At 64.6% G+C, this 17287-nt stretch carries 16 protein-coding genes; 4 read left to right on the top strand and 12 right to left on the bottom strand.

Annotated features, from left to right (window positions below; all coding sequences use genetic code 11):
* Positions 1–60 precede the first annotated feature (60 nt).
* The 8 genes from HNQ40_RS10780 to HNQ40_RS10745 all read right to left on the bottom strand — a co-directional run bounded on the left by HNQ40_RS10780 (position 61) and on the right by HNQ40_RS10745 (position 8559).
* The gene (locus HNQ40_RS10780; RefSeq protein WP_184677840.1) at positions 61–1887 is read right to left on the bottom strand and encodes a hypothetical protein; all 1827 of its coding nucleotides are present in this window, start codon (positions 1885–1887) and stop codon (positions 61–63) included.
* Positions 1888–2058: 171 nt separating this feature from the next.
* On the bottom strand, positions 2059–2880 hold the full coding sequence (gene kdsA / locus HNQ40_RS10775; protein WP_184677839.1) for a 3-deoxy-8-phosphooctulonate synthase: 822 nt from the start codon (positions 2878–2880) through the stop codon (positions 2059–2061).
* Between the two features lie 213 nt (positions 2881–3093).
* Positions 3094–3708, bottom strand: a complete 615-nt coding sequence (locus tag HNQ40_RS10770; RefSeq protein WP_184677838.1) for a hypothetical protein — start codon at positions 3706–3708, stop codon at positions 3094–3096.
* Positions 3708–4613 carry an aldehyde dehydrogenase family protein gene (locus HNQ40_RS10765; protein WP_184677837.1) on the bottom strand — a complete coding sequence of 302 codons (906 nt, stop codon included), beginning with the start codon at positions 4611–4613 and terminating at the stop codon, positions 3708–3710. The genes HNQ40_RS10770 and HNQ40_RS10765 overlap by 1 nt, the downstream gene beginning before the upstream one ends.
* Before the next feature lie 33 nt (positions 4614–4646).
* Complete coding sequence (locus tag HNQ40_RS10760) at positions 4647–5051, bottom strand: GxxExxY protein (RefSeq protein WP_184677836.1); 405 nt, start codon at positions 5049–5051, stop codon at positions 4647–4649.
* A gap of 25 nt (positions 5052–5076) precedes the next feature.
* Positions 5077–6549 (bottom strand): aldehyde dehydrogenase family protein, encoded by a 1473-nt coding sequence (locus HNQ40_RS10755; protein WP_184677835.1) that lies wholly within the window; start codon positions 6547–6549, stop codon positions 5077–5079.
* 129 nt (positions 6550–6678) lie between these two features.
* Positions 6679–7599 carry a deoxyribose-phosphate aldolase gene (gene deoC / locus HNQ40_RS10750; protein WP_221435488.1) on the bottom strand — a complete coding sequence of 307 codons (921 nt, stop codon included), beginning with the start codon at positions 7597–7599 and terminating at the stop codon, positions 6679–6681.
* A gap of 84 nt (positions 7600–7683) precedes the next feature.
* Positions 7684–8559, bottom strand: coding sequence for an alpha/beta hydrolase (locus HNQ40_RS10745; protein WP_246403187.1), 876 nt, complete (start codon positions 8557–8559; stop codon positions 7684–7686).
* 127 nt (positions 8560–8686) lie between these two features.
* Here HNQ40_RS10745 and HNQ40_RS10740 point away from each other — a divergent pair, with 127 nt between their 5' ends.
* From HNQ40_RS10740 to HNQ40_RS10725, 4 genes are all read left to right on the top strand, one after another.
* Positions 8687–9130 carry a nucleoside deaminase gene (locus HNQ40_RS10740; protein ID WP_184677832.1) on the top strand — a complete coding sequence of 148 codons (444 nt, stop codon included), beginning with the start codon at positions 8687–8689 and terminating at the stop codon, positions 9128–9130.
* Between the two features lie 206 nt (positions 9131–9336).
* Positions 9337–11385: a HEAT repeat domain-containing protein gene (locus tag HNQ40_RS10735; RefSeq protein WP_184677831.1), complete on the top strand. Its 2049-nt coding sequence runs from the start codon at positions 9337–9339 to the stop codon at positions 11383–11385.
* 193 nt (positions 11386–11578) lie between these two features.
* Positions 11579–13117 carry a sulfatase family protein gene (locus HNQ40_RS10730; protein ID WP_184677830.1) on the top strand — a complete coding sequence of 513 codons (1539 nt, stop codon included), beginning with the start codon at positions 11579–11581 and terminating at the stop codon, positions 13115–13117.
* A 73-nt stretch (positions 13118–13190) separates the two neighbouring features.
* Positions 13191–14378, top strand: a complete 1188-nt coding sequence (locus HNQ40_RS10725; RefSeq protein WP_184677829.1) for an ATP-binding protein — start codon at positions 13191–13193, stop codon at positions 14376–14378.
* Positions 14379–14393: 15 nt separating this feature from the next.
* Here the strand turns inward: HNQ40_RS10725 and HNQ40_RS10720 are convergent, their stop codons facing one another.
* From HNQ40_RS10720 to HNQ40_RS10705, 4 genes are all read right to left on the bottom strand, one after another.
* Positions 14394–15725, bottom strand: coding sequence for a B12-binding domain-containing radical SAM protein (locus HNQ40_RS10720; RefSeq protein ID WP_184677828.1), 1332 nt, complete (start codon positions 15723–15725; stop codon positions 14394–14396).
* A gap of 73 nt (positions 15726–15798) precedes the next feature.
* Positions 15799–16200 (bottom strand): hypothetical protein, encoded by a 402-nt coding sequence (locus HNQ40_RS10715; protein ID WP_184677827.1) that lies wholly within the window; start codon positions 16198–16200, stop codon positions 15799–15801.
* Between the two features lie 29 nt (positions 16201–16229).
* Positions 16230–16904, bottom strand: coding sequence for a hypothetical protein (locus HNQ40_RS10710; RefSeq protein ID WP_184677826.1), 675 nt, complete (start codon positions 16902–16904; stop codon positions 16230–16232).
* On the bottom strand, positions 16901–17284 hold the full coding sequence (locus HNQ40_RS10705; RefSeq protein ID WP_184677825.1) for a hypothetical protein: 384 nt from the start codon (positions 17282–17284) through the stop codon (positions 16901–16903). Before HNQ40_RS10705 ends, HNQ40_RS10710 begins: the two co-directional genes overlap by 4 nt.
* Between the last annotated feature and the right edge of the window lie 3 nt (positions 17285–17287).

Raw genomic sequence — 17287 nt, 5'->3', positions numbered from 1 at the left:
CCACAACGGTCGACCGGGACGGAGATTCCGCAATCCGAAATCCCCAATCCGAAATCGGAATCACTCCGCCGCCTCCGGCGAGTCCGGCAGGTTGCCGAAGTAGTCCTTGATCGATTTCTGATAACGCTTGGGCACACGCTCTTCGGTCACCGCCCGCTCGGCCTCGGCCTTGGCTTCGGTCACCGCCTGGTTGAACGTCACGGTCGATTCGCCCTTGGCCATCTGCCCGTCGCGGGTCCACGACGCGATGACGCGGCCGCCGTTGCCTTCCTGGATATCCGAGGAGGCGTGCTTGCCGGTGCCCAAGGGAGCGCGTTCGTCGCCGAGCGGGTCGCCGCCTGAGCCGTGGCCCCAGCCCGGGCCGACGCCGTTGTTGGCCTGACCTCCCTGCCCGCCTTGGCCCTGGCCGTTCTGCCCCGGGCCGCCCTCGCCGGGTTGTTGGCCGTTGCCGGCGAGTTTTTCCAACGCCTCCTGCAACTTCTGGTTGGCGCTCTGCATGTCTTGCAGGTCGCCCTGCTCCCCGGCACACTCGCTGAGTTCCTGCTGCATCTGCTGCAGCGCATCGGAGAGTTGCTGGTTCTGCTGGGTCTGTTCCTGCATCGCCTGCGACATCTGCTGCATCGCCTGCGACAACTGCTCGGCCGCGTCACCGGCGTTCTCGCTGTTCTGCGCCTGCTGCATCGCGTTTTCCATCTGCTGCTGCAACTGCTCGGCCATCTGCTGGGCTTCTTCGGCGCTCATGCCCTGCATCTGCTCGAGCGCCTGCTGCAACGCCTGCTGCACCGCCTCGGGGTCGAAGCCGTCCTCGGCGAGTTGGTCCATCTGCTCCTGCGACATGCCGGCGTTTTCCATCGCCTGCTGCGCCGCTTGCTCGGCCTGCTCAGACATGTCCTGCTGCTGCTCGGCGAGCTGCTCCAACTGCTCGGAGAGCTGCGACATCTGCTCGGCCAACGCTTCCTGCTGACTCTCCGACAGATCACCGGCCTGCAGCTCATCCGCCAGCTTGGCGAGTTCTTCCTGAGCCTGGGAGAAGTCGCCGCGACGCAGCGCATCGGCGAAACGGTCGGCGGGGCCGGTCTCGCCGGGGTCGATCTGGCTCATGGTGTTCTGCAACGCCTCGACCGCGGCCTGCTGCTGGGCGACCGCTTCCTCAAACTTCTCTTGCAGGTCCGACACCTCGGCCGCGGCTTCACGCTGGTCTTCGGGGTTGGACAGGTCTTTTTGAGTGAGCAGCGCTTCAAGCTGTTCTTCGAGCTCGGCCGGGTCCATCGCGGCGGCGTCTTCATCCTGCGCTTCGGGCTCGTCTTCCGCGGCGAGCTTCTCGGCCTCTTCTTTGGCCTGGGCGAGCAGCTCTTCGAGCTCCTGGGCTTCCGCAGCTTGAACCTTGGCGGCCTCGGCCCGCTGCAGCGCGCTGTCGTACAGCCCCAACGGATCGAGCGTCAGGAGCGCCACGACCGCCGCCCCGCCGAGCGCCCACGCCCACACCTTGGTGGGACGCACGGGGAACGCCTCGCCGACGTTCGCGCTCGCCGCGGCGCGTTCCGCGTCGTCGATCACCTGGCGGGTCAGTTCGTTGTCGTCCAGCGTCACGGCGTAGAGCGACGTGCCGAGTTTGTCCTTGAGGTTCAGCCGATCGTCGACCAGCACCGCCACCGCATCGGGCTCGGGCCGACGCATCACGCCGACCAGAATCGCCACGAGCAGCGCGACCCCGCCGAGCGTCGCATACGCCCACCACTCCAGCCGGACACCGAAGGATTGCGTGGCCACCACCGCCGCCGCCGCGACGGCGCTGGCCAGCAGCAGCGACCAGCCCAAGGCGCGCAGGGTGGTCTGCCCAACCAGTCGCCGACGGGCCCGTCCGATGGTGCGTTGCGTTGCGGTCATGCGTCAAAGCTCCCGGCGGCCCGGCATCATGCCGCGACCACCTCACATGATACGGGCGCGAAACGCCCCGAGACAGTATTAAGACGCATCAAATCGCTTCAGGGTTACGAAAATTCCGCCCTGATCTCGTTTTTTTGCCACAACACGGGTTACACGAGCGGTACACGCAGATTAAGAACCCGAAACCACCGCGTGCAGCTTCGCCAACTCGCCCAACAGCTCCACCACTTGCGGCACCGGCAGCATGGTCGCCGCGTCGGACATCGCCTCGCTGGGATTGGGATGGGTCTCGATGAACAGCGCCTGTACGCTCGCCGCCACCGCACACCGCGCAAGCGTCGGCGCACACTCGGGCCGACCGCCGGTGCTCGTGCCCGCCCCGCCGGGGTTCTGCGTGCTGTGGGTCACATCGAAACACACCGGCCAACCCAGCTGCGACATGTCGTACAACCCCGCGAAGTCGTTCACCAAACGGTGATAGCCGAAGAACGTGCCACGCTCGGTCAGCATCTGGTTCGTGCAGCCCGCCTCGGTGAGCTTGGTCACCACGTTCTTCATCTCGGCGGGCGAAAGGAACTGGCCCTTCTTCACGTTCACCGCCTTGCCGGTCTTCGCCGCCGCGACGAGCAGGTCGGTCTGCCGGCAGAGGAAGGCAGGGATCTGGAGCAGGTCGATCACCTCGCCCGCCGCCGTGGCCTGGTGCGGCTCGTGCACATCGGTCGTCACCGGCACACCCAGCGTCTGGCCGACCTTGGCGATCAATTCCAAACCCGCTTCGATGCCCGGGCCGCGCTCGGTGTGGATCGAGCTACGGTTGGCCTTGTCGAACGACGCCTTGAAGATGTATCCCAGCCCCAGCTCGGCGCAGCGGTCCCGCATCGCCGTGCCCACCTCGACACACATGTCGTACGACTCGGCCTGGCAAGGCCCGGCGATCACCGCCAACGGCTCGCCCGGCCCGATCTTCACGTCTTGAATCTGGATGCTGTTCATACGCACAGGTTAATCGAATTCGGGATTTGCAAAGCAGAGGGCAAGGCAGCGCTTCGCTTACCACGGAGAGCGCAGAGGCACGGAGACACGGAGGAAGACAATTTAAGAAAGTATCCAGAAGACATCGCCTTATCCCCAAAATCCAAAGGCTTGCCTCCGCGCCTTGCGTCTCCTTGGCTCCGCGATAAGCGTAGCGCTGCCTCGAACTACGCTTCACCCCAACACACGGCTCGACACGCCCACCCGATCCACCCCCGCATCCAGCAACACCCCCGCCTCGATCGTCAGCGACAACGCTTTCACCCGCAACGGACCCGAGTGGTGCACCAACCTCGCCACCTGTTTCTCGTACTGCGGATCAATCTGCAGGGCCTGCGACGCCAATACCACACCATCGCCCCCGGATTCCCGGACCGCCAAGCACAGGCATTCGATCGACTCGGCCTCCGGCCCAAGCCACGCCGTGTCGAGCGCAACATGCACCTCGATCTCACGGCTGACTTCACGCACCGCGATGACCACCCCCATGACATCATCACACAGAGCCGCAAAATTCCCATCCTGCACATGTTCGGGGCAAGCCATCACTTCGACCGCTTGGGTGCCGTCCTTCGCCGCGGCCACCGCGCCGATCTGCCGGACCGTCGGCTTGCCCAAACCACCGGGCCAATCGATCAATGTGTGCACTTTTGCCTTGCTGTTGGCGTAGGCCTGCACCGCCGAACGGGTGTAGCGCCCGCCCACGCAGACCGCGGCGCATTCGTGCTCTACGGGTGTGGGGAACGGGCCGAGGTCGCAGTGGATGTCAAGATGCTGGGCGAAATCCATCACTGCCCGATCGGGTGCCACGTCGTCTTGAGTTCTTGCGTGTCGAGGATGGCGTAGGGGCTCGTGTCGCCCGCATCAGATCGCGAGATGACGCGCTTGAGGTTGCCCGTCGCGCCGGACTGCAACGCCGCGAGTTCCTCGGCGTTGGCACCCGCGTAGACCACCGCATTGACATCCATGTGCGACGCGAAGTGTTCGAGCAATTCGCCGCGTTCGCCGGTGAGCAGGTTGACCACGCCGCCCGGGAGATCGGACGTGTGCAACACCTCGGCGAGGGTGACCGCACAGAGCGCCTTGCTCTGCGACGCGAGGACGACAGCGCTGTTGCCGCCGACGATCGCCGGGGCGATCGCGCCCACGAGGCCCAGCAGACCCGTGCCTTCCGGGGCAATCACGCCCACCACGCCCGTCGGGCCGGGAATCGAGAAGTTGAAGTGGCTGCTCGCCACCGGGTTCACGCTCGAGAACACCTGCGTGTACTTGTCCGCCCAGCCGGCGTAGTACACGAGCAAGTCGATCGACGCGGTCACCTCGGCCCGGGCCTCGCTGGGGTCAGCCCCCATCTGCACCAGCTCGGCGGCGAACTGCGACGCCCGGCCCTCCAGCATCTCCGCGATGCGGTACAGGATCTGGCTCTTCAGAAACGCCGACGACTTGGCCCAGCCGCCCTGCGCCGCCCGCGCCGCGACCACCGCGTTGCGGAAGTCCTTGCGCGACGACAGGCACATGTTCGCCAGCGTCTCGCCGTTGCTCTCGAGCTTGTAGTACCGGCCCGACTCGGTGCGCGGGAACTTGCCGCCGATGTACAGCTTGTACGTCTTGAGCACGTTCAGCCGCGGCGAACCTGGCTGCTGCGCTTCAGTGCTTTCGGGGGTGTCCACAATGGTTTCTTCAGTGGGTTTCATGATTGATTAGATTTTAGCTCGGATGAATCGGATTTAATCGGATAATGAGTTCCGCAGGATGCGTTTGTGCTCGAGTTTGGTCGGGCCAAAATTAAGCAACAGGCATACATCCAGCTCTGTCGCGGCCAGGTAATTCTTGCATTGAGCATAGTGGGCGGGGCTGATGGATTGAACAGATTTGAGTTCGATTAAAACCTGGCCGTCCACCAACAAGTCCGCCACATATTCGCCGACCGTCTCGCCGTGGTAACGCACCACCAACGGTGTTTGCTGTTTGACCTCGTGGCCCGCCGCCTCCAACTCGATGCGCAACGCGTTCTCGTAGACCTTCTCCAGAAAACCGCTGCCTAACTCGTTCGCCACACGAAACGCGCAGCCGATGATGGAATGCGTCAACGCATCGGTATCCAAAACAAGTTTGCCTTGATCCGAAATCATCCGATCCATCCGAGCAAAACAGCGTTTAGTTCAACACGCAATACTCTTTTAGCCCCTGCAGCCCGCCCTCGCGTCCGACGCCCGATTCCTTCACGCCGCCGAACGGCGAGCCGGGGTCGAACTTGTTGAAGGTGTTGGCCCAGACCACCCCCGCGTTGATCGCGCTGGTGACTTTGAAAATCTTCGAACCCTTGTCGGTCCACACGCCGCCCGACAAGCCGTAGGGCGTGTTGTTGGCTTTGGTCACAGCTTCTTCGACCGTGCGGAAGGTCTGTACCGCCAGCACCGGGCCGAAGATCTCCTCCTGCACCACCCGGCTGGACTGCGAGGCGCCCAGGAACAGCGACGGCTTGCACCAGTAGCCCTGCCCCGAAGGCAACGCACACTCGGGCTGCCAGAGCTCGGCCCCGTCGTCGCTGCCCAGCGCGAGGTAGCCGTTGATCTTTTCCAGCTGCATGCTGGAGTTGATCGCGCCGATGTCGGTGTTCTTGTCCAGCGGATCTCCGACGATCAGCGTCTGCATGCGGTCCTGCAGCTTGCGGATCAAACGGTCGGCGATGGACTCCTGCACCAGCAGACGCGAGCCGGCGCAGCAGACGTGTCCCTGGTTGAAGAAAATGCCGTTGACGATGCCTTCCACCGCCTGATCGATCGGGGCATCGTCGAACACGATGTTCGCCGCTTTGCCGCCGAGCTCGAGCGTGTACTTTTTCTTTGTGCCAGCCAGGGCCTGCATGATGCGTTTACCCACCGCGGTGCTGCCGGTGAAGGCGACCTTGTCCACGCCGGGGTGTTCGACCAGCGCCGCGCCCGTCGCGCCCGCGCCGGTGACGATGTTGACCACACCCTCGGGCAGCTCGGCATCACGGATGACTTCCGCGAGCTTGAGCGCGGTCAGCGGCGTGGTCTCGGCGGGCTTGAGCACGACCGTGTTGCCGCACGCCAGGGCGGGGGCGAGTTTCCACGCCGCCATCAGCAGCGGGAAGTTCCAAGGGATGACCTGCCCCGCGACGCCGACGGGCTGGGGCTTCTTCGAGCCGGGGAAGGTGTAGTCGAGTTTGTCCGCCCAGCCGGCGTAGTAGAAGAAGTGGGCCGCAGCGAGCGGGATATCGATGTCGCGCGACTCGCGGATGGGCTTGCCGCCGTCCATCGATTCGATGACCGCGAACTCGCGGGCCCGCTCCTGCAGGATGCGTGCGATGCGGTAGAGGTACTTGCCGCGGTCCGCCGCGGGCATCTTGGACCACACGTTGTCGTAGGCTTGGCGGGCCGCCGCCACCGCCGCGTCGACATCCGCCTGCCCCGCCTCGGCGACGGACGCGAGCTTCTGTTCGCTGCTGGGGCTGAGCGTGTCGAAGTATTTGCCGGACTGAGGCGCGACGAATTGGCCGCCGATGAACAGGCCGTACTGCTCGTCGATCTGCGCGTGGCTGGTCGATTCGGGCGCGGGGTCGTAGGACCAGTCGGTGTCGAAGTTGAGGGTGGGTGATGCGGTCATCGATTTTGCTTTCGTAGCTTTTGCCTGTGTTGTTTATTCGCCGCAGATTTCACAGATATTCGCCGATTAAAGACAAAACATTTTGATATTAATCTGCAGTCGTCTGCGCAATCTGCGGCAACACCTGCCTTAATCCAAAGAGAAGTAATCCGCCGACTGATACGCCCCGGTTTGCTGTTTGACGATCTGCATGAGTACGTCGTTGGCGAGGCTGGACGCGCCGAAGCGGAACCAGTCGGGGCTGAGCCAGGCCTGGCCGAGCGTTTCGCGGACCATGACGAGGTATTGCAGGGCGAGCTTGGCGTTCTTGATGCCGCCGGCGGGCTTCATGCCGATCATCTTGCCGGTGTCGTAGTAGAAGTCGCGGATGGCTTCGAGCATGACCAGCGTAACGGGGAGCGTCGCCGCGGGGCTGATCGTGCCGGTGCTGGTCTTGATGAAGTCGGCCCCGGCGTGCATCGCCAGGTCGCTGGCCTTGCGTACGTTGTCGTAGGTCGACAGCTCGCCGGTCTCGAGGATGACCTTGAGGTGCGCTTCGCCGCAGGCTTCTTTCACCTTCACGATCTCATCGAAGACGAAGCTGTAGTTGCCCCGGAGAAACTCGCCGCGGCTGATCACCATGTCGATCTCGTCCGCGCCGGCATCAACCGCTTTTTTCGTGTCGTCCAGCTTGGCGGACAACGGCACCTGCCCGGCGGGGAAGCCCGTCGCGACCGACGCCAGGTGAATCCCGCTGCCCTCGAGTTCTTCCTTGGCGATCGCCACCATCGTGGGATACACGCACACCGCCGCGACGTTCGGCAAGCCTTCAACCACGTCGTGCAGGTGCTTGGCCTTGTTGCAGAGCTGGCGGACCTTGCCGGGGCTGTCCATGCCCGAGAGCGTGGTCAGGTCGATCATGCTCAGCGCCATCTTCAGCGCGTCCATCTTGGCGGACTTTTTGATGCTGCGGGTCTGGAACCGCGCGACGCGTTCGTGGACGCCGACCTGGTCGATGGTCGGGCTCTGCGAGAGGTCGGGCAGCGAGGGGGATGCGGTCGAGGTGGACAACGTCGAACTCCAATCCGGGTCCGTGCTTCGGGCCACGCACTCATCGCGCAGCCACGGCAGGACCCAACCACTCATCATACCCCGTCACGGCTGCTTGCCCAGCTTTTTGAAGAAGCCGGATAACGCCGTATGGACCGCGTCGTAGTCGGCCCCGAGCAATTGGTTGTGGGTCCCGCCTTCGATCACCGCCAGCTCGCCCCGCGGCGCAGCCTCGGCGATCGCCTGGCCGGCACTCAACGGGCAGATCGTGTCTTCGTCGCCGTGCAGCACCAGCAGCGGGCTCTGCAGCGCCGCGGCGTCGTCTGCGCGGTCGAACCCCGGGCGCTCGCCGAGCGACAGGTTCATCCGCGACGCGGCGTGCAGCACCCCCGCCACCAGCGGCACCATCGGCCAGGTCGGCAACGCCCGCCGCTTCATCTGCCCCCGCAGCCCCTCGTCCCACCAGCGGTACGGCGCACACGCGATCACCCCGCCCCGCTCCACCAGCTCGGGCCAGAGCGCCGCGGCCTTGAGCACAAACGTCGCCCCCATCGAGTAGCCCAGCAGGACCAGCCCGGCCTCGCCGACCATGCCCTCGGGCAGGCCGTCGACCACCGCGTGGATGTCCTCCGCCTCGCGGTCGCCCATGAGGCAACGCTTGGCCTGGGCATCGCCGTGGCCGGGCAGATCGAACACCGCGATGTGGCTGCAGTAGGGCCGCAGCATCTGGGCGCGGTAGAGCGAGCCGAATCGGCTGTCGCGGTGGCCGTGTACCACGACGGCGGCGGGCCCGTTGGCCACGTCACCGGTCACGATCCAGCCCGGGCTCGCCGAGCCGTCGGACAGGTTGAACGTGACCTCTTCGCCTTCGAGCTCCAGGTCGGCCGGCTCCACCGCCCCGCCCATCGCGAGCACGACGCCCAGCGTCTTGCGGCGCGGCTTGTTCATCTGCCACAGGATCGCCCCCGCGCCGAGGGCCATCAGCAAAGCAAACGCAACCGAAAATAGAACGAGTAAACCGAGCACTGCCGCGTTAAGATACCGCGAATCCTGCTACACCCCGACCTCAACGCCGCACTTCTCCCCTCGGCGTGTCCATGGAAGCCCCATGACCGATCAAGAATTGATGGACGCCGCCTACCAGCAGGCACTCAAAAGCTACAACGAAGGCGGCCTGCCCATCGGCAGCGTGCTGTACTCCCCCGACGACGACGCCATCGTCGCCCGCGGCCACAACGAGCGCGTGCAGAAGGGCGACCCCACCGCCCACGCCGAGGTCGTCTGCATCCGCAACGCCGGCCGACGCCGCGACTGGCCCCAGCTCACCCTCGTCTCCACCCTCAGCCCCTGCATCATGTGCACCGGCACCAGCCTGCTCTACCGCATCCCCCGCGTGCTCGTCGGCGAGAACCAGAACTTCCTGGGCGCTGAAGACCTCTTCAGAGAACGCGGCGTCGAGTTCATCCTCATGAACGACCCGCAGTGCATCGCGCTGATGAAGAAGTTCGTCGAAGAAAAGCCCGACCTCTGGAACGAAGACATCGGGATCTAATCCTTTTAGACGAATAAAAACGCCTCAGATTCAGGATTTTTTCGGCAAAAACCCTAGGGCGGCTCGTCTTTAAAGGATATGTTGAAGCTCGAAATCAGACGTTTTGGGCCACGCGTCGATCCTTGCTCGTTTCGTTTAACTCACATTTCGGAGACTCGGATATGAGGCACCACGCCCTGGCTTGCTGTTGGTTCATCGTCTTTTGCATGGGATTAACTCTGTTTTCCACTGCGCCTGCCACGGCGGGCGAACGCCTCGAAGAAGAACTTAATCTCCACCATCCCGGTCAAAACGCCACCGATATCGACGCCCGGTATCGCTGGCTGCATTGGTGGGAAGCCCATTGGCCATCCATCCTTGACCAAACACGCTCCGCTTCGTTCGCCCCCGCCGCCCCCCTTGCCCCGACCGATATCAAAAAGGCCAGCGAAAAACTTATCGAAGCCCTGGATCACGACTCGGCACAGGTCCGTTACGGTGCGCTGCTCGCTCTGGCTCGGATGCAACACCCCGATGTGACCGTCTTGGTGTTGGGAGAGGTCCCGCCACGGGCCGAGGAAAACACGCCCCGCGATCTCGGGCTGATCGACGACCCCGAAGCGTTGGTCCGCGAAGCGGCATGGGCTGCGCTGGGGCTGACCGCCAACGCCCGCAGCCGCGAAGCCCTGATCGAACGGTCGCGTGACGAACGCAGCGAGATCGACGCGATCGGACGTATGGTGGGCCTGGGCCTGCTCCCGACCGCGGAGCGCAGCGAACTGGCTGAACTCGCCCACGCGGTCAAAAACGGGTCGACCGATGAAGTCCGACGCATGGCGATTTGGGCGCTGGCCCAACACGACGCACCCGAGGCGGACCGCCTGATCGCTGCCGTCGTCCAAGAGTCGCGAAACCCGACGCTGTCGGCGCAAGCCCTCGCCTACGCCTCGGCACATCAACGGCTAAACAATGACGGCTGGCGTCTGGAAGTCGCTGAACGACGACGCCGAGGCGAATCGATCACCGCTTTCCGGGCGCTAGAAGAGATGGGCGATTTGGTCGTCCACGGATCGACCACCGCTCGGGTCGGAATGGAATTGCAAACCGCTGCGCTCGCCAGCTTGGCCGCACAAACCGAGATCTCGGATATACGCACGTTCCAACGCGTGACCCGGCGTTTGGCCCGGCAAGGAACAACCGAGCCGATCAATCTCACTCCGGGTCGCCGCAAGCAGAACGATGCCTCGAAGTTCGAAGAACTCAATCAACTGCACATGCTGCGGGGCCAGGCGACGCTGGCGCTGGCGATGCAGACCGATGAATCGGAAGAAGAGCTGCGCCTCCTGCTGAGCCTGCTCAAAGGCGAGACACGCGGCACCCAGGTCGGCGGCGGCAAGGCCTTGGAGCAGCAGCTTCCCGAGGCGTTGGTGCGGGGCTCCGCAGCGCTCGGCCTTGGCATACTCAGCCGGCGAAACGAAGCGACGGCCGACTGGGCCCTGGGAACACCGGTCACCGGCCGCCGGGCACTATCGGGTTCCGATCAGCGCGAGATCGTTCGTGAATTGGCCAAGCTCATGAAGCGTGGTAACGAGCCGCCACTGCTGCGTAGCGCTGCCGCGATGGGGCTGGGGATCACAGGCCGGCCCCAAGCCATCGAGGCGTTGCGTAGCCAATCGTTTGAGCTTAGTTCTGACGACAGACTGCTGGGCGGGTACGTCGCGTTAGGCCTTGCGATCGCTGGCGATCGCCAAGGGGTGGCACTGGCCGAGCAGCTCTTGTCGTCAAGCCGTAACGATTTCTCGACGTTGCTGGGTCAACGAGCCGCCGCACAGGCCCTGGCCTTCGCCGGCCACACCGATGCCATCCAGAAGGCCGGGGCGTTGCCCGACCGGCCGATGTGGGTGCAGCTCGCGGTCGTCCGAGCCGCCGCCGAAACCGGGGCGGTGTTCGACGTTGCCCCCCTTCTGCTCCAGCTCGAAGACGAAGACGCCGACCGGGCTTGGGCCGCCGCTTACGCCTTGGGCGAAGTGCTGGACGCCGAGCCACAGCCGCGCCTCCACCGGCTGAGCCGACACGTCAACCATACGACCACCTTCCGCCGACACAGCTTTGTGACCCTCTGCGGCGGGGACCGTGTGCTGAGCGGACCCGAAGGCTGGCCTATCCGAGACTTCCACGGTCTCAGCCAACCCTTCCTCTATTTCGACCTGCTCAACCGCGCCCCCGGGCCAAGCCCCAACCCCGGCGAAGCGGGTTCGCAATCTGCCTCTCGGTAAACCTTCGGCCAAACCGCGGCAACTATCTAAGTGAGCGCACTCCGTTTAGGATGCTCGCCCATTCATCGCTGAAGCCGATTCGGCCAGGATGTCTTCTTCACGCAGAAATGCGCGGTTGACGTCATCGACCAAAGTCCGAGGCACGCATGGATTCCGGGCGTTCTTTCTCTATTCTGGCCAACCGAATCCCGTTATGCATCAACCCCGCCGCAACGTCTTCGTGTTTCTCTGTGACCAGCTCCGCAGCGACTTCCTGAGCTGCTACGGCTGCGCGGGCGTGCCCACGCCCAACCTCGACCGCCTTGCGGCGAACGGCGTCGTGTTCGACCGCGCGATCGCGCAGTCGCCCGTGTGCGGGCCCGGACGCGCCAGCATGATGACCGGGCGATTCGTCTCCGACCACGGCGTCTGGGCCAACGACCTGCCCGAACGCCCGGGCCTCGAATACCTGCCCCAGCGCATGGCCAACAACGGCTACACCACCGGCGCGTTCGGCAAGCTCCACCACACCCCCGGCCTCGACACCAAGGGCTTCCACATCGGCCAGCTCTTCGAAGAGGGCCGACTCGGGGACCAAGACCACTACTTCCAATGGCTCAAAGCCCGCCGCCCCGAGATCACCGGCGTTTGGAACATCGAAAACGGGCAGTTCGCCTTCGAGCCCGAGGAGTACTACGAACACTGGATCGCGTCACGCACGATCGATTTCATCGACCAACACGCCCAGGACGAAGCCCCGATGTTCGCCTGGGTCTCGTTCCAGGGGCCACACCAGCCGTACGACCCGCCGTCGACGGTCGTGGGTGCGTGCGACCCCGAGAAGCTGCCGCCGGTGGTGAACTTTGCGCCCGAGTCGTTCCCCCATAGCTCGCTTGAGACACGCAGCGCCCGGGTGCTGCCGGTGTTCAAGGACAAACCGGCGCTCGACCAGCTGCGCATCGCGTATGCCGAGATGATCGTATTCATCGACCAGCAGATCGGGCGGGTGCACGACGCCCTCGACGCCGCGGGCCAACTCGAGAAGACCACGATCCTGTTCTCCACCGACCACGGCGACATGCTCGGCGACCACGGCATCCAGGAAAAAGGCCCCTACCCCTACCGCCAACACCTCGAGATCCCGCTGATCCTCTCGAACCACCCCGGCCTCGACGCCGGCTCGCGCAGCCAGACCCTGGTGGGCAACATCGACCTGGGCGCCACCGCCCTCGACATCGCCGGCGACACCCGCGCCTTCGGCGCCGCTCGCAGCCTGCTCGGCCCGCTGGGAGCCTGCAACGCGCCGCCCCGCACCACCAACTTCAGCGAGTTCTGCGATTCACTCAAGATCGTCGAGAACGACCGGTTCCGCTTCGGCTACATCCCGTTCTCCAAGGATATCTATCTCTACGAGCCCGCCGAGGACCCGGAGATGACCAACAACCTCGCGGACAACCCCGCGTATGCCGAGGTGGTGCGCGAGATGCTGCAGCACACCGTCGACTACATGATCCTGGCCAAGGGCGTCGGCATCGAAGCGCACGACCTGGTCTGGGATCAGCAGCGCGGCCTCGCGGACAAGCACCCCGCCTACGCCGACGAGATGCCCATCGTCTTTGCGATGACCCAAGACGAATACCAGCGCACGGTTGAGGCGGGGGTGGACGCGACGTTCAACCAGCCGTTCGAGGGCAAACCCGTCCGCCACGGCTACCAACCCGCCTACTGGCAACAACCCCGCGACAACGCCTGAGGTCCCGCACTACGACCGCACGGCCCCGCCAGCGTTACGGCCAACCGCCGCCCATGGATTACACTGGGAACGCATGTCGCACGACGCCGACGAAACCCGCCAAGGCCGTTCGCAACCCCCTTCCGATTCTGACCCGGGCAACGGAAGCCCCTCGTTCGGCGCGGGCCCGTCCACGGACTTAATGGTCCGGCTGGTCCAGGCGTCTCCGGTGCCCATGATCCTCTCGGAAATCGAGAGCGGCCGGGTGGTCAGCGCCAACCACCAGATGGAATCCATCCTCGGCTACCCCGCCAAGGAACTGACCGGCGAGATCTCACCCAACCTCTACTACAACCCCGAGGACCGGCGGGCCATCGTCAAGCTTATCCGCGAGAAGGGCGCGGTCCAGGACCGCGAGCTGTGGAGCCGACGCAAAGACGGCTCGCCCGTGCGGATCATCCTCTCCTCGCAGCGCGTCCTGTGCGACGGCGTCGAACTGCTCATCACCGGCTTCAACGACCTGACCGAACTCACCGAAGCCCAGTCCGAGGTACAACGCCACCAGGAAGAACTCGCCCACGTCACCCGCCTGAACATGCTCGGCGAGATGGCGTCGGGCCTCGCCCACGAACTTAACCAGCCCCTCAGCGCGATCGCCAACTACGCCGCCGGCCTCACCAAGCGGATGGAAAACCGCCGGCCGGACCCCGAGCTCATCCGCGACACGCTCGGGCGCATCAACGAGCAGGCCCAGCGCGGAGGCGAGATGATCAAACGCCTGCGGAGCATGATCGCCAAACGCCCGACCAAGGCCGAGACGGTCACGCTCAACACCTTGGCCAAGAACGTCCTGGACCTGTGCAACCAACAGCTCATGGAGCACCGCGTCGTGGTCGAGCTCCACCTCGAATCCGAGGCGAGCCCGGTGAAGGTCGACCCGATCCAGATCGAACAGATCATCATGAACTTCATCCGCAACGCCATCGACGCCATGGACGAAACCCCGCCCGCCGAGCGACGCATCGAGCTGACCACCCGCCCAGCGGGCGAGAAGCAGGTCGCCGTCGCCGTCCGCGACCACGGCAAACGCCTGACGCAGGACCAGCTCGACTCGGTCTTCGACCCCTTCTACACCACCAAAGAAAAAGGCATGGGCATGGGCCTGGCCATCAGCGAATCCATAGCCATGGCCCACGGCGGCGGCCTCACCGCCCAAGCCCACCCCGACCGCGGGGCGACGTTTACGTTGACTTTGCCGGTTTATACGCCAACCGCAAGCTAGCTCATCCTGCAACCATCAGGCGATCAATCGCGCAGGTATCGGCCTCGTCCGCCGCGCATACTTCTTCGCGAAAGTCTCGCGCCGCCACGCCATCTGGTCGTCGCTGTAGATTCTTACCGCGAGGTCGCGGAAGCCTTGGGTGAGTTCGTCGGCTGTCATGCCGATGGGCTCGTAGTTCAGATCGAACAGCGTGCAGCGTTCCCACTGGCCGTCATGGGTGAGTCGGCCCTGGGCTTTGAGGCGTTGATGCAGCGGCGTGCCGGGGAACGGGGTCTGCAGGGTGATCTGCACGTCGTGCAGTTCGTAGTCGACCGCGGCGTCGAACACGCGGTCGAAGATGTCGGTGGTGTGGCCGTCGAGGCCGAGCACGAAGCAGCCGTTGACGCGGATGCCGTGGGACTGGATGCGTTGGATCGCGTCGCGGTAGGACGGCAGACGTTTGCGTTTCCAGTCGCTGCGGAGCTCCAGATGGTGCAGGCCGGTTTCGATGGGCGACTCCAGGCCGATGAGCACCTGTGCACAGCCGGATGCCCGCATCATCGCCAGCAGCTCGTCGTCCTCGGCGATCGATAGATCGGTCTCGGTGAACCAACGCACCCGGCGTTTGGCGAGTTCGGGCAGGAGCTGCTTCCAATGCCTGCGGTTGATGAAGCTGTTGTCGTCCGCGAACTCCAGGAACGGCCGGGGCCAACGCCCGCAAATCGCATCCACCTCCGCCAACACGCGATCGATCGGCTTGGTCTTGTACTTGTTCGTCAGCAAGATCGAACTCGCACAGAACTCACACCGCAGCGGGCACCCACGCGTCGTCTGCACCGTGATCCGGTTGTAGCGGTCCATGTCCAGCAGGTGGTACGCGGGCATCGGCGACTCGCGCAGGTCGAATTCCTGCGGCTGACTCCGGTAGATCGGCTGCAGGTTGTCCGCCTCGGCGTCCTCCAGGATCTGCGGCCAACACAGCTCGCCCTCGCCCACCATCACCGCGTCGCAGTGTTGGAGCGCTTCTTCGGGCAGCGTCGTCACGTGCAGCCCGCCCATGACCACCTTCGCCCCGGCCGCCCGCAGCACGTCCGCCACGCGATACGCCTCGGGGGCCTGGGCGCTAAACGTCGAGATCGCCACGAGGTCGAAGTTGTCGCCCAGCGACAGGTCCTCGATCTGTTCGATGTCGCGGTACACCACGCCATGCCGCGGCGGCGTCATCCCCGCCAGCGTCAACAACCCCAGGCTCGGCAGCGACGCGATCGTCTTGCTCCGCTCCACAAAGCCCGGCAAGGTCAACCCGAGGCGCAGCAACTCCTGGTCACACGCCCGCACACCACTCATCGCAATGAAACCAATCCTCATGACAACCACCTTTCGTAGGGTGGGCACCGCCCACCGAAACACACCCGGTTACCCGCGGTGGGCGATGCCCACCCTACGCCAACACCCCACGTATCAACGCCGCGGTGAACCCCAACACACTCAAGCCCAACGCCGTCACCGGCACCGGAAACCACACCCGCCACGGCTTGCGCCACGCCGACAACCCACACACCAACGGCATCGTCACCGCCCCCACCACCGCCATCGGCCCGGCCCAACGCAGCGCGTCCGCCACCGCCTGCACCTCGGGTAACGCCCGGGCCGTCAACGCCATCGCCAGCACCAGCACCCCCGTCCCGAAGAACGCGATGTGCCCGAGCCGAGCGAGGCGCCGACGCCACGAGCCGTAGCCCCCCCACCCGTCTTCGCGGTGAAAGACCAGCCCTAAGACCGCCCCGGAAACGATCCCCAGGCAGAACCACACCCAAGCAAATGTCAGCAAACCCAGTGTCATGGCAGTTCGTCTCCATCAACGCATTATCATCAATCACCACTACTCGGCCGTCCTGCGGGGTACGACAGCGCCCACACGACGTACGGAATCACCACCGGGGCAGAAATCACATCCAAAACGATCGCACCGGGCAACAACACCACGCGGATCGCATCGCTCACCGGATGACGCCAAACATGCTTGCCGGGGTCGACTGCGATCGTCAGGTCGATGGGCTCGCCGCCCAACCGAGCCGAGGACTCCAGCACATAGCCCGACTCGTTTGGCGCGGCGACGTATTCCAGCCACTGCCCCGAGCCAACCTCACGCTCGATCGTCGATCGGATCGGCGTTCCATCATCTCCCGAACGTATCACCCGTAATGGATAACTCGGATTCGAAAAGCTGACGGCATAGAGGCTGACCTGCAGTTCGGAATCGGCCTCGGCGTGCTGCTTCTGCATCAAACGTTCGACCGACTCACCCGACAAGTAAACACCCACGTTCTCCCGCGTGGTGTGGTCGTCCAGTTCCGCCAGCACCGTGATCGACCGGTCCGCCCCGAGGTAAAGACCTTCCGGCGACCCCAACACCCCAGCCTTCCGGGGAGGCGACATCACCGCGGAGCTGAAAAAGCAGCCCGGCAGCCCCGCCAACAGGCAAGCACCCAGCACAACCAGCCAGCCGAAACGGTTCGCTCGCTCTTTGAATCCGGCCTGTTTCACGCCGCACCGCCCATGATGGTGGCGTCGGTCTTCTCCGCTTCGCCGAAGAGTTCGTTGACGAAAGCAAACGCCCCCATCGTCGCGGCCACGATGCCCAGGCTCGACAGCGCCCGCCAGGGCACGCCCTCGTTGGCGTAGTCCCACACGGCCAGCAGGCACAACGCCCCGCAGGCAAAGATCGACAACGAGATGATGCCGAACGCCGCGGTCCGCACCGCCTTGGTCGGCAGCACGCCCAACCGGCGGGGCCGACGCGGTCGCTGGTTCCATTCCGAACGAACGGGGCGTTTGCGGTCCCATTCTTCAACCCTTGATCCTTGTTTTTGAATCTCGGGCTTGATGCGGTCGGTCGTCTCATTCAGGTCGGCGGTTTCGGACATCAC

The organism is Algisphaera agarilytica, from assembly GCF_014207595.1.
Taxonomy (GTDB): Bacteria; Planctomycetota; Phycisphaerae; order Phycisphaerales; family Phycisphaeraceae; genus Algisphaera; species Algisphaera agarilytica.
This window is presented reverse-complemented; position numbering and strand designations above follow the sequence as displayed.

Excerpts from the sequence above, each read along its gene's own strand:
- HNQ40_RS10780 (WP_184677840.1), bottom strand. The coding sequence starts at position 1,887 with ATGACCGCAACGCAACGCACCATCGGACGGGCCCGTCGGCGACTGGTT.
- kdsA (WP_184677839.1), bottom strand. The coding sequence starts at position 2,880 with ATGAACAGCATCCAGATTCAAGACGTGAAGATCGGGCCGGGCGAGCCG.
- HNQ40_RS10770 (WP_184677838.1), bottom strand. The coding sequence starts at position 3,708 with ATGGATTTCGCCCAGCATCTTGACATCCACTGCGACCTCGGCCCGTTC.
- HNQ40_RS10765 (WP_184677837.1), bottom strand. The coding sequence starts at position 4,613 with ATGAAACCCACTGAAGAAACCATTGTGGACACCCCCGAAAGCACTGAA.
- HNQ40_RS10760 (WP_184677836.1), bottom strand. The coding sequence starts at position 5,051 with ATGATTTCGGATCAAGGCAAACTTGTTTTGGATACCGATGCGTTGACG.
- HNQ40_RS10755 (WP_184677835.1), bottom strand. The coding sequence starts at position 6,549 with ATGACCGCATCACCCACCCTCAACTTCGACACCGACTGGTCCTACGAC.
- HNQ40_RS10745 (WP_246403187.1), bottom strand. The coding sequence starts at position 8,559 with ATGGCCCTCGGCGCGGGGGCGATCCTGTGGCAGATGAACAAGCCGCGC.
- HNQ40_RS10740 (WP_184677832.1), top strand. The coding sequence starts at position 8,687 with ATGACCGATCAAGAATTGATGGACGCCGCCTACCAGCAGGCACTCAAA.
- HNQ40_RS10735 (WP_184677831.1), top strand. The coding sequence starts at position 9,337 with ATGGGATTAACTCTGTTTTCCACTGCGCCTGCCACGGCGGGCGAACGC.
- HNQ40_RS10730 (WP_184677830.1), top strand. The coding sequence starts at position 11,579 with ATGCATCAACCCCGCCGCAACGTCTTCGTGTTTCTCTGTGACCAGCTC.
- HNQ40_RS10725 (WP_184677829.1), top strand. The coding sequence starts at position 13,191 with ATGTCGCACGACGCCGACGAAACCCGCCAAGGCCGTTCGCAACCCCCT.
- HNQ40_RS10720 (WP_184677828.1), bottom strand. The coding sequence starts at position 15,725 with ATGAGGATTGGTTTCATTGCGATGAGTGGTGTGCGGGCGTGTGACCAG.
- HNQ40_RS10715 (WP_184677827.1), bottom strand. The coding sequence starts at position 16,200 with ATGACACTGGGTTTGCTGACATTTGCTTGGGTGTGGTTCTGCCTGGGG.
- HNQ40_RS10705 (WP_184677825.1), bottom strand. The coding sequence starts at position 17,284 with ATGTCCGAAACCGCCGACCTGAATGAGACGACCGACCGCATCAAGCCC.